The 11881-nt window shown below is 62.3% G+C and carries 13 protein-coding genes; 8 read left to right on the forward strand and 5 right to left on the reverse strand.

All coding sequences use genetic code 11. From position 1 onward, the window contains the following. Positions 1-780, forward strand: a complete 780-nt coding sequence (locus MOV61_RS23805; RefSeq protein WP_408962419.1) for a TIGR02186 family protein — start codon at positions 1-3, stop codon at positions 778-780. Here MOV61_RS23805 and MOV61_RS23810 read toward each other — a convergent pair whose 3' ends face one another. Beyond that, complete coding sequence (locus tag MOV61_RS23810) at positions 781-1299, reverse strand: helix-turn-helix domain-containing protein (protein WP_247138350.1); 519 nt, start codon at positions 1297-1299, stop codon at positions 781-783. It abuts the gene before it with no gap. 94 nt (positions 1300-1393) lie between these two features. Between MOV61_RS23810 and MOV61_RS23815 the strand changes: the two genes are divergently transcribed. The 5 genes from MOV61_RS23815 to MOV61_RS23835 all read left to right on the forward strand — a co-directional run bounded on the left by MOV61_RS23815 (position 1394) and on the right by MOV61_RS23835 (position 5757). Continuing rightward, complete coding sequence (locus MOV61_RS23815) at positions 1394-1954, forward strand: dihydrofolate reductase family protein (protein WP_247138352.1); 561 nt, start codon at positions 1394-1396, stop codon at positions 1952-1954. An 89-nt stretch (positions 1955-2043) separates the two neighbouring features. Continuing rightward, positions 2044-3834 (forward strand): chloride channel protein, encoded by a 1791-nt coding sequence (locus tag MOV61_RS23820; RefSeq protein WP_247138353.1) that lies wholly within the window; start codon positions 2044-2046, stop codon positions 3832-3834. 72 nt (positions 3835-3906) lie between these two features. Then, positions 3907-4866 carry an alpha/beta fold hydrolase gene (locus MOV61_RS23825; protein ID WP_408962420.1) on the forward strand — a complete coding sequence of 320 codons (960 nt, stop codon included), beginning with the start codon at positions 3907-3909 and terminating at the stop codon, positions 4864-4866. Between the two features lie 85 nt (positions 4867-4951). Then, complete coding sequence (locus MOV61_RS23830) at positions 4952-5389, forward strand: universal stress protein (RefSeq protein ID WP_247138355.1); 438 nt, start codon at positions 4952-4954, stop codon at positions 5387-5389. A 116-nt stretch (positions 5390-5505) separates the two neighbouring features. Continuing rightward, positions 5506-5757, forward strand: coding sequence for a hypothetical protein (locus tag MOV61_RS23835; RefSeq protein ID WP_041364525.1), 252 nt, complete (start codon positions 5506-5508; stop codon positions 5755-5757). Positions 5758-6000: 243 nt separating this feature from the next. Here MOV61_RS23835 and pdeM read toward each other — a convergent pair whose 3' ends face one another. After that, positions 6001-6741, reverse strand: coding sequence for a ligase-associated DNA damage response endonuclease PdeM (pdeM, locus tag MOV61_RS23840; RefSeq protein ID WP_309493848.1), 741 nt, complete (start codon positions 6739-6741; stop codon positions 6001-6003). Positions 6742-6773: 32 nt separating this feature from the next. Beyond that, entirely contained in the window at positions 6774-9296 is a 2523-nt protein-coding gene (locus tag MOV61_RS23845; protein ID WP_408962421.1) for a ligase-associated DNA damage response DEXH box helicase, read from the reverse strand. Positions 9297-9390: 94 nt separating this feature from the next. Between MOV61_RS23845 and MOV61_RS23850 the strand changes: the two genes are divergently transcribed. Further along, complete coding sequence (locus MOV61_RS23850) at positions 9391-9891, forward strand: Rrf2 family transcriptional regulator (protein ID WP_247138358.1); 501 nt, start codon at positions 9391-9393, stop codon at positions 9889-9891. A 48-nt stretch (positions 9892-9939) separates the two neighbouring features. Continuing rightward, a complete protein-coding gene (locus MOV61_RS23855) occupies positions 9940-10404 on the forward strand; it encodes a carboxymuconolactone decarboxylase family protein (RefSeq protein ID WP_040124467.1) in 465 nt (154 codons plus the stop codon). A 33-nt stretch (positions 10405-10437) separates the two neighbouring features. Here MOV61_RS23855 and MOV61_RS23860 read toward each other — a convergent pair whose 3' ends face one another. Further along, entirely contained in the window at positions 10438-11079 is a 642-nt protein-coding gene (locus tag MOV61_RS23860; protein WP_007767958.1) for a YitT family protein, read from the reverse strand. Between the two features lie 105 nt (positions 11080-11184). Beyond that, the coding region (locus tag MOV61_RS23865; protein WP_247138359.1) for a class I SAM-dependent methyltransferase at positions 11185-11881 on the reverse strand (697 nt) is incomplete at its 5' end.

The following is an 11881-nucleotide window of genomic DNA, read 5'->3' on the forward strand; positions in this document are numbered from 1 at the left end:
CTGCTGCTGCCGCTTTTCGCGCTCGCCTCGCCGGCCGCGGCGCAGGTGCCGTTCGGGCAGGCATCGGCGGTCAAGGAAGGGCTGGAGATCGGCGCCTCGACCAGCGAAATCGCCATCACTTCGGACTTCCGCGGCGCCGACCTCACCATTTTCGGGGCGCTCACCAATGCGGACGAGCTGTTCCTGGCGATCGGCCAGTATGACGTGGTGGTGACGCTCGAAGGGCCGAAGGACTATGCGACGGTGCGCAAGAAGGAGCGCGTCTTCGGGATCTGGATGAACACCGAGGGCATGACCTTCGAACAGGTGCCGGAAAGTTATTCGCTGGCCAGCACCCGGATGATCGACACCATCGACGAGGCACCGAGCCTCAACAATATCGGCGTCGGCATCGACCACCTGGCGCTGAATCCGGTCGGCTACATTCCCGATTCCGGCATGATCGGTGAGTTCCGCGACGCCTATCGGCGCCTGAAGCTGACAAACGGGCTTTACCAGCGGGATACGAGCGGGGTGCGCTTCGTTTCGTCGAGCCTGTTCCGCGCCTCGCTGAAACTGCCGGCCAATATCCCCGACGGGATGCACATGGTGCGCGCCTACCTGTTCAAGAGCGGTGAGCTGATCAATCAGCGGGAAATGCCGCTGCGCGTCGTCAAGACCGGCATCGAACAGGCGATCACCGACGCGGCCCACGACCGTCCGTTCGCCTACGGTTTCCTCTGCGTGCTGATCGCCGTGATCACCGGCTGGGGCGCCAGCATCGTCTTCCGCAAGGACTGATTATTCCGCGGCGTCGGCCGCCGCCGCGTTGCGGGCGACGACTTCGAGATAGGCGGCGCGCAGGCGGTCGAAGACGGAAGGCTTGGCCGGATCGCGCGGGACATGCAGGTGCAGGACGCGCAGTTCGTCCATGAAATCCTCCCAGAGCGGCCGCCCGCCCTCCTCCAGCAATTGCGCCCGGATCGAGAGCTCTTCGGACACCGGCATGAACCGGCGGCCCCAGGCGCCCATTTCCGCAAAAATAGGCACCAGCCGGATCGACATTTCCGTGAGGCTGTAGATCCCCTTCTGCTTGTGGCTCGGATCGTCCTCGCGGGAAAGCAGGCCCCGTTCCACCAGCCGCTTCAGCCGGTCGGCAAGGATGTTGGAAGCGATGCCTTCCTCGGAATTCTGCAGCAGTTCGCGAAAGTGGCGGCGATTGCCGAACATGATGTCGCGGATGACGATCAGGCTCCAGCGGTCTCCGAGAACCTCCAGCGTCAGATTGATCGGGCAACCCGACCGATAGGTGTCGTTCATTTTTTTCTCCAATACCGCTTGCATTCTACAATCAGTTTAGCTAGCTTTCAACTGCTTGCTTTTTGCAACTGGTTTAAACGCGACGGAGGATGACATGAGAAAGCTGGTAGTCTGGAACCTGATGAGCCTCGACGGTTATTTCGAGGGAGAGAAGCCCTGGGACCTCGCCTTCCACAACTGTGCCTGGGGGCCGGAGCTTGAAAAGCTCTCCGAACAATTCGGCGAGGAAGGCGACCTCCTGGTGTTCGGCCGCAAGACCTATGAGGGCATGGCAGCCTATTGGCCGACCGCCGAGGAAGGCGGCAAGGTCAAGAACTACATGAACAATATCGCCAAGATCGCCGTGTCGAAGACGATAGAGGACGCCGCCTGGAACAATACCCGGGTCGTCAGCGATCCTGTCGCCGAGCTCAACAGGCTGAAGGCCGAGGACGGCAAGACGATCTTCATCTTCGGCAGCGCCGAACTGGTGGCATCGCTGATGAAAGAAGGCCTCGTCGACGAATACCGGCTCTGCATCGCGCCGGTAGTTCTCGGCTCCGGCAATCCGCTCTTCAAGAAAACCGGGCACCAGGCCGAGCTCAAACTGCTGAACTCCACCGCAGCGGCCAACGGCGCCGTGATCCTCACCTACGCGGTGGGCAAGGCGGCCTGACGCCGCAGGCAAGGGTATCAAGGGATTGATTATTGGCCTGAAGGGATATTTGCGCTAGAGACGCGCCAACTCGTTTCTGCAAGATGTTCATGTTCAGCCGGTTCTCCTCCCTCCTGCCCTCCGCCCGGGTTCTCCTCAATCCGGGCCAGTTGCGGGTACTCGTCCGGCGTAGCGAATTCGGGCTCATCGCCGTTGCGGCCCTGGTCGGCGTGCTCTCCGGGCTGGCCATCGCCGGCATGAGTTTCCTCTCCCAGGAAATGCACCGGGCGATCTTCGAACTCGGCGGCGGCGAGAGGCTGAGCTCGGCAACCGATATCAACCGGCTGGCCATTCTGCTCGCACCGATCTGCGGCGGAGCCCTTCTCGGCCTGTTGTTCCTGATCCTGCGGCGCTGGCGCAAGAAGCCGATGGTCGATCCGATCGAGGCGAACGCGCTGCATGGCGGACGCCTGTCCCTGACCGACAGCATTCTCGTCGCGATCCAGAACCTGGTTTCGAACGGTTTTGGCGCGTCCGTCGGGCTGGAGGCGGGATATACGCAGCTTTCCTCCGGGATCGCTTCAAAGATCGGGCTGCTGCTGCAATTGCGCCGGTCGGATCTGCGCATCCTCGTCGGCTGCGGTGCGTCCGGCGCGATCGCGGCCGCCTTTAACGCGCCGCTGACGGGTGCCTTTTATGCCTTCGAGCTGATCATCGGCACCTATACGATCATGAGCCTGACGCCGGTCGTCGTTTCGGCGCTGGTCGCGACAATCGTTACCCGGCTGTTCTTCGGCGAGGAATTCCTGATCGACGTCGGCGATTTCGGCGCTGTCGTGCCGGCGGATTACCTGCCGGCGATCCTGCTCGGCGCCTTCTGCGCCGGCGGCGGCATCCTGCTGATGAAAGGCGTCACCTTCGTCGAGGAGACGGCGCGCAAGAGCTCGCTTTCACCCGTTTTCCGGCCGGCGATCGGGGGCATCCTGATCGGGCTCCTGGGACTTGTCGACCAGCAGGTAATGGCGGCCGGCCATGGCGCGCTGCATCTCAATCTCAGCCAGAACCCGACGATCCCGGCGCTGCTGGCAATCCTGGCGCTGAAATCGCTGGCATCGGCGGTGTCTATCGGTTCCGGCTTTCGCGGAGGCCTGTTCTTCGCGTCCCTGTTCATGGGAGCGCTGCTCGGCAAGATCTTCGCTTATTCGGCGCCCTATATCTTCGCCCACGCAACGTTGACGCCGGTCATCTATGCGGTCGTCGGCATGAGCGCGATGGCGGTGGCGGTGATCGGCGGGCCGCTGACGATGACGTTCCTGGCGCTCGAAATCACTGGCGATTTTCCGATCACCGTACTGGCGCTTGCGGCCGTGATCACCTCGTCGCTGACCGTCCGCAACACGTTCGGTTATTCGTTCGCCACCTGGCGTTTCCATCTGCGCGGGGAAAGCATCCGCAGCGCCCATGATATCGGCTGGATCCGTAACCTGACCGTCGAACGGATGATGCGCGCCGACATCCGCACCGCGCCGATTTCCATGAGCATCGAGCAATTCCGCAACGACTTCCCGCTCGGCTCGACCCAGCGCGTCATCCTCGTCGACGATGCGGAGAAATATGCGGGCATGGTGCTTCTGCCGGACATCTACGCGGCGCCCACCGAGGATGCGGCGGAAAAACCGACACTTGCCTCCTTCGTCAAATACAAGAACGACGTGCTGCTGCGCTCGATGAACGCCAAACAGGCGGCGGCGATCTTCGACAGGCTGGAGGCGGAAGCACTGGCGGTCGTCAACAACCAGGTCGAACGCAAGGTCGTGGGACAGCTCAGTGAAAGCCATACGCTGCGGCGCTACGCAGAAGAACTCGACCGGCGGCGGCGCGAGGTTTCCGGGGAGATCTGAGCCGCCTTCTCCCTTCGGCTAATTGCACCTCGCGGAGCGCGATATATGGTCTCCCTTCCAGGGAGAAGGACGATGGCCAATACGGAATGCGAAGCGCCCGCGGTTCTGCAAAGCGACGGCAGTGCCCGGTCTTCGCGTCCCGCCGGAAAACCTGTCAGCATGGCCTGCCGGGACGGCATCGTTCTCCACGGACACCTCTGGCCGGCCCGGTCCCCCGCCATCGGCAGCGTCATCGTCAATCCGGCGACCGGGGTGCTCGCCCGTTATTACCACTATTACGCCGACTTCCTGGCCGGTGAAGGTTTCGACGTCCTGACCTACGACTATCGCGGCATCGGCCTTTCACGCCCCGAAAGCCTGAAAGGATGCGGCTATCGCTGGCGGGAATGGGGCGAGCAGGATTTCGACGCGGCGCTGGGGTTCATGGATGCCATCCGGCCGGGGCAACCGCTTTATGTGGTCGGCCACAGTATCGGCGGTTATCTGCCGGGGCTCTCAGCCAAGGCGGATCGCATCGACCGGATGCTGACCATGGGCGCGCAATATGCCTACTGGCCGGACTATGCCAGCGGCCGTCGCCTGCGGCTGTTCCTCAAATGGCATGTGGTAATGCCGGCGCTGACGGCGATATTCGGCTATTTCCCCGGAAAGCGTCTCGGATGGCTGGAGGACCTGCCGGCGGGCGTCGCCAACGAATGGAGTTTTCGCGGGGCACGGATGGAGCTGACCCATCCGGCCAAGGAGCGAAGCGATGTTCTGCGGCGGTTCGAGGCGGTGACGGCGCCGATCCTGGCGGTAACGATGTCGGACGACGACATCGGTACGGTGGCGGCAATCCGACGGACGCTCGGTTATTATCGCAATGCCCAGGTGACGCAGGTGCTGCTGAAGCCGGAAAACTACGGCCTGGCTGCCATCGGCCATTTCAGCCTGTTCCACTCCCGGCACAGGCAAGGCTTCTGGCAGGATACCGTTCGCTGGCTGCGGGACGGCATCAATCCCTGGTCCGGGCATGGGATTGCATCGTCCTGAACATGTGGCTGTTGCGGCTTGCTTTGGATCAATGAATAATCCCCGGGGAACTGCGACGATGCCACCAACTTAGAAGGAGGAACAGATGTTCAAACACGTTCTCATTCCGACCGACGGCTCTCCGCTTTCGACCAGTTCGCTGGAAAAGGCACTCGACTTTGCCCACGAAATCGGTGCGGAAGCCACCGTTCTGGTAGTGATGGAGCCGCTGCAGGTCTTCACGCTCAATCCGACCGGCATGGAAGTCGCCTATGCGGAATATGACCGGCAGAACAACGAGGCGGCCGACCGCATTCTCGCCGAAGCCAAGGAGGCGGCGAAACAACGGTTGGTCGCCTGCGAAACAGTGAAGCTTGGCAGCGTCGACCCCGCAAGCGCCATCATCGAGACCGCCAGCACCTATAATTGCGACGTCATCGCCATGGCCTCGCACGGCCGCTCCGGCTTCAAGGCTTTCATGCTCGGCAGCGTGACGATGAAGGTGCTGGCACATTCCAAGACGCCGGTGCTGGTTTATCGGTGAGATCTGGTCTACGCCGGCACTGGCTGCGGATGTTCGTTCAAAACCGGCCGGTCATGCGGTGCTTTACACCTTCGATATTGCGGCGCACAATGCTCCCTTGGCCCGGGGGACAGCGAATGATGACCGTATTTGAAGGCCTAAAAGGGGAACTCGCCGCCGGCACGACAGTCTTGGCGCTGGTCGACTACAATGTCACCGAATTTCGCGACGGCGACAGTTGCCGTTATGTCGGGCACGTTCGCACCAAACCGTCCATTCTACGAACTGCACTGAACGCTCCGACCCTCCGGCTCGGCGGTCACCGCATAACCCTCAATGCGGTCGAGCATGAGGATTGGGTATCGTTTCATCTGGACAGGTTTCCCTAAGCGGAACGCTGGTTGTTGGATCTGGTGAGATCGTAGTCGTTGTCAGTCCAGCCTGTTCGGCGTCGTCAGGGCTGCCGATGATGGATGGCATTCGCGTCCGCGCATGTGGTAGGGCGCTTGGACAGGTTTAAACTAAAGCATGTCGCGCAAAAGTGTGCAGCGGTTTTGCGATAACGACATGCGTAAAACAAAGGCTTGAAGGGTGTCGAGCGAATCCGAAGGATCGCGGCACGCTTTAGACGGTCAACCGATCAGATTGCCGTAGCGGACCGAATAGATGCGGTCGCGGCCGAGAAGGTGCGCGACCAGGGCTTCGCGGTCGAACAGGCCGTGCATGGCCCGATGGCGCAGATCGAGGCCGCCGGCAAGCACGCCGAAGGCCGGCATGAGGAGGCGGTTGCCGTCGCTTGCGAAACACGGGCGGCGGACGGATTTTTCGCGGCGTCGGACGGTGGCCGACGGATGCAGGTGGCCGGCGATCTCTCCCTTGCTCCCGCCTGGCCCGGAAATCAGACTCGGCTCGTGGCGGAAGACGAGGCCGCCATAAAAGAGTTCGTCGGTGCAGGTGCCGGGCAGGTCGACCGTGCCGTCCGGATCATGGTTGCCGTTGATCCAGATCCAGTCGCGGCCGCGCGCCATGGTCGTGATCAGCGAACGCAGGTCGGGGGCAAGATGTTCCGAGCCCTTGCGATCGTGGAAATTGTCGCCGAGCGAGACGACGATCTTCGGATCATAGCGGGCGATGACGGCCGACAGGATGTTGAGCGTGGCGATCGTATCGTAGGGCGGCAGCATCATGCCGCGACGGGCAAAGGCAGCACCCTTTTCCAGATGCAGGTCGGAGACGACGAGCAGGCCGGTCTCGGGCAGGTAAAGGCCTCCGAGCGGATCGCAGACGGCGATGACGCCGTTCACGACGATCTCTTCCGCACCGGTTGCGGCAGGTCCCCCTGTGATCGTTCGCGCCAAAGCGAGGCGGTGCATCAATTCAATGTCTTCCAGTCCAGAATACCGCATCAGCCAAGCGCCTCCGCGATCAGTTCGTCGGCGGCTTCCTGCAGTACCGCGTCATGCGCCTCGCCCGGTACCGGCTCCTTGCCGATCTCCAGCATGATCGGGATGGCGAGCGGCGAAACGTGGTCGAGATCGCGGTGGGTGATGTGCCCCCTGATTCGCGCCAGCATATCGCCTAATCGGGCAAGATCCAAAAGACCGGATGCCGCATCCCGCCGCGTCGCCTCCAAAAGCACGTGATCCGGCTCGTGGCTGCGCAGCACGTCGTAGATCAGATCGGTCGAGACGGTGACCTGCCGTCCGGTCTTTTCCTTGCCCGGATGGCGGCGCTCGATCAGGCCGGAAATCACCGCGCAATTGCGGAAGGTGCGCTTCAGCATATAGCTTTCGTCAAGCCAGGCTTCCAAGTCGTCGCCCAGCATGTCCTCGTCGAAAAGGTCGGAAAGACTGAGGCGCCCGGCGCGGATCATCGCGCCGATGTCGTTGAGGCCCCAGATGGCCAGCGAATAATCGGTGGCAACGAAACCGAGCGGGTAGGCGCCCATGCGTTCCAGCCGGCGTGTCAGCAGCATGCCGAGCGTCTGGTGGGCGAGCCGCCCCTCGAAACAATAGGCAATCATGAAGAACCGTTTTCCGCGCGGAAAGGTCTCGATCAGCAACTCGTCCCTGGCCGGCAGCATCGAGCGCTCACGCTGGATGTTCAGCCAGTCGCGGACTTGGTCCGGCAGCACGCCCCAGCGATCGGGATCGGCAAGCATGCCGCGCACCTGGTCGGCGAGATAGGTGGAAAGCGGAAATTTTCCGCCCGCATAGGCGGGGATTTTCGGATCGAGCGAGAAGGCGTTGGAGACGAGGCATTCGTTCTCGCGGATACCTTCGAAACGCAGCACCTTGCCGGCAAACAGGAAGGTATCGCCCTGCACCAGTTGTTCCAGAAAATATTCCTCGACCTTGCCGAGGGACATGCCGCCCCGACCGACGGTGCCTTTGGCGTTGCGCTTCACCAGCCGGACATTGAGCTCGGTCGCCTCGACGATTGTGCCGAGGTTCAGGCGGTATTGCTGGGCGACGGCCGGATTTGAGACCCGCCAGCGGCCTTCCTTGGTCTTGCGGATCTTGGCGTAACGCTCATAGGAGCGCAGTGCATAACCGCCGGTCGCGACAAAATCGACGATGCGCTCGAACATTTCCCAGGAGAGGGTGGCATAGGGTGAGGCGCTGGTGATCTCGTCATAGAGTTCGACCGGATCGAAAGGTTCGGCGCAGGCCATGCCGAGCACGTGCTGGGCGAGCACATCGAGCGCGCCCTCGCCGACCGGCGGCGTATCCTGGGCGCCGAGATAATTGGCGTCGAGCGCTGCCTGGCATTCCATCACTTCGAAGCGGTTGGCCGGCACCAGGATCGCCTTCGACGGTTCGTCCATGCGGTGGTTGGAGCGGCCGATGCGCTGGGCAAGGCGGGAAGCACCCTTCGGCGCGCCGACATGCACGACGAGATCGACATCGCCCCAGTCCATGCCGAGATCGAGCGTGGAAGTGGCGACGACGGCCCGCAGCTTGTTGGCCGCCATGGCGGCCTCCACCTTGCGGCGTTGCCCGGCATCGAGCGAGCCGTGATGCAGCGCGATCGGAAGGTTGTCCTCGTTGATCGTCCACAGCGTCTGGAACAGCAGTTCCGCCTGGAAGCGGGTATTGACGAAGATCAGCGTCGTCTTGTGGCGCTTGATCTCCTCGTAGACCTCGGGGATCGCATAGGTCGAGACATGGCCGGACCAGGGGATGCGGTCCTCGGTGCGCATGATGGTGATATCGGGTGCCGCACCACCTGTGACATGCACGAGGCCGGCGGGCGCGGTCGGGTCTTCACCCTGCGAGACCAGCCAGCGCTGCAGGTCCATGGGATCGGAGACGGTGGCCGACAGGCCAATCGTGCGCATGTGGGGGGCATGCTTGCGGATACGGGCAAGGCCGAGCGACAGGAGGTGGCCGCGCTTGGAGGTGACGAGCGAATGCAGCTCGTCGAGGACCACGTATTTCAGGTCCTTGAAGAAACGCTCGGCCTCCTTGTTGGCCAGCAGCAGGGCCACCTGTTCCGGGGTGGTCAGCAGGATATCCGGCGGGTTGAGCTTCTGGCGCTGGCGTTTGGCCTGCGGCGTGTCGCCGGTGCGGTTCTCGATCGAGATGTCCAGACCCATTTCGAAGACGGGCTTCATCAGGTTGCGCTCGATATCGACCGCGAGTGCCTTCAAGGGCGAGATGTAGAGCGTGTGGATGCCGGTGAAGGCCGAGCCCGGCGGGATCTTGCCGCGGCGGGTGAGGTCGGTCAGCGACGGCAGGAAACCGGCAAGCGTCTTGCCGGCGCCGGTCGGCGCGATCAGCAGCATGTTTTCGCCCGCTGTGGAGCGCGACAGCAATTCCAGCTGATGGGCGCGCGGCTGCCAGCCCTTCTCCGCGAACCATTTCTGGAACGGCCGAGGCAAAAGCGCGGCGTCACGGCCGGGGGAATGGGTTTCGACGATATCCACGCCGCTAAGTTAAGAGAAAGCGCGCGAAAAAGAAGGGGCTTGACGACGTCCCGATAATCGTGGATAAATTTTATCCACGATATGGAGATGAGCGATGAAACTCGGCGATGGTGTCGAACAGGCGATCCACAGCATCAGCATGATGTCCAGCCTTTCCGAGGGCGGTGTCCTGTCGGCTGCGGCGCTGGCGGAATTCCACGGGGTTTCGACCAGCTACCTGCTGAAACACCTTCAGGCGCTTTCGGGCGCCAGGCTGGTGGAAACGGTGTCGGGTCCGAAAGGCGGATACCGGCTGGCGAAGAAGCCGGCGGAGATCACGCTTCTCGATATCGTGCTTGCCGTCGAAGGGTCGGCGCCGGCCTTTCGCTGCGCCGAAATCCGCCAGCGCGGGCCGAACCCGCTGCCGGGACGGTATTTCACCAAACCCTGCGGCATCAATGCCGCGATGCTGAAGGCCGAAAAGGCCTATCGCGCCGAACTCGCCAAGGTGACGATTGCCGACATCCTGGACGATCTCAGCGCAACCGACGACGGCGGCATCGCCGCGCGCGGCTGCGCCTTTCTGGAAATCAACGAACGCAAAACCGCCCGGTAACCGGGCCATAGGCACGCCGAAGGCGGCCATAACCAAAGGAGAAGACCCATGCATCAACGTCTCAACATGCTCAAGGCCGCCCCTGAAGCCGTCAAGGCCGTCACGGCACTCGAAAACTACGTGCAGGCTTCCGGTCTGGAGCGCCGCTTCATCCACCTCATCAAGCTGCGCGCTTCGCAGATCAACGGCTGCGCCTATTGCGTCGACATGCATGTGAAGGAATCACGGCATGACGGACTTTCGGAACAGTGGATCAACATGATGTGCGTCTGGTGGGAATCGCCGGTCTATGACGACAAGGAACGCGCCCTGCTCGGCTGGGTCGATGCCGTGACCCGCATCGCCGATACCGGCATTCCGGATGCCGCCTTCGACGCGCTGAAGGCGCATTTCACGGAGGAAGAGATCGTCAAGATCACCGTCGCTCTCGGCGTCATCAACACCTGGAACCGGCTTGCCGTCGGCTTCCGCAACCAGCATCCGGTCGACAAGCCGGCCAGCAAAGCGGCCTGATCGGGGGCCGCCTGACGCAAGCTCCCGCCTCGATCACCGCGCGACGATATACCGGTCGGAGCGGTGATTGATGGCGAGCACAAGATTGAGCACGACGGCGCCCAGCACCGACCATGCGACGGTGATGGGCGAAACCACGGCAAAGGCGCAGAGCATGACGCAAAGATCGAAGGCGAGCTGGATGAGGCCTGCCTGGATGCCGAAGCGCTCCTGGATATAGATCGCCAGGATGCCGACGCCGCCGAGCGAGGCGCGGTGGCGATAAAGCCCGAGCAGGCCGTAACCGAGCACCAGTCCGCCGAGAAGGGCTGCCCAGAACGGGTGCAGGTACTGGATCAGGAAAAAATGGCTTTCCACCTCGGTGATGACCGAGACCAGCGCGATGGCGATGAAGGTTTTCAGCGAGAAGGCGAGGCCGAGGCGCTTGAACGACAGATAATAGAACGGCAGGTTGACGATGAAGAACAGCAGGCCGAACGAAATGCCGAACGCATAATGAAGCAGGAAGGCGACGCCCGCCGTGCCGCCGGTCAGAAGGCCGACCTCGTTCAAGAAATAGAAGCCGAGCGCCGACACCATGGCGCCGATGAACAGGCCTTGCCCATCTTCCAGCAGCGTGTGTTGTGCCGGATCGGCGCTGTAAAATCCGAGACCGCGCCTCTGCTGCTCAGCCAATTTGAACCCCTCAGGTTTTCAGTGATATTGCACTGCAATAAAACCGTCGGCAAGGGTCTTCAAGCGATCATCGGCGGGCACTGAAAAAAGCAAGAAACGGCAGGTTCAGCCGCGCTTTCGCGACAGAAACAGAATGCCATGGACGGGTTTTCCGGCATCCATGCGAATGACGGTGTTTTCCACCTTGAGCAAATCAAGGCCGAAGCGGGAAAGCAGCATGCGGATGTAAGCTTGCGAATGGGCGTAACGCAGGGAATCCCGCAGCCCGAAACCAGCCCCCTCGCCCGCATCCTCCACCGAGAACGCGAAGAGGCCAGCCTGCGACAACAGCTCAAGCACCAGCGGGAAGACGGTTTCGAGCGAGCCCAGATACATCAGCACGTCGGCCGCGGAGACCAGATCGGCGCGATTGGGCGGAAAGTTGCCGAACAGACCGGACTCGTCCGATGCGAGGCTAAGATCGGACTGGCCGAGATGGTCGTAAAGGCTCTTGGCCTGCGCCTTCGCTAGCATGTTGAGCGAAAGATCGAAACCTTCGAGGCGCGCGGTCCTGCCACGGATTTCGGCACCGAACAGGCCGGTGCCGCAGCCGAGATCGACCGTATTGCGGAAAGGTCCGTGCGGCATGACCAGCGCCGCCAGCTTGCCGGGCACGCAATAGCCGAGCCTTTCGACGAGAGCTGTGTCGAACCGGTCGGCATAGTCATCGAACAGGCCTTCGACATAACGGCTCGGCGGCCGGTCGGGCGTCTGCTCTGCCCCGATCAGCGCGAGCTTCAGGCGGGCCCCGAACACATCGTCC

It is taken from the genome of Neorhizobium sp. BETTINA12A, from assembly GCF_023006485.1.
Lineage (GTDB): Bacteria > Pseudomonadota > Alphaproteobacteria > Rhizobiales > Rhizobiaceae > Neorhizobium.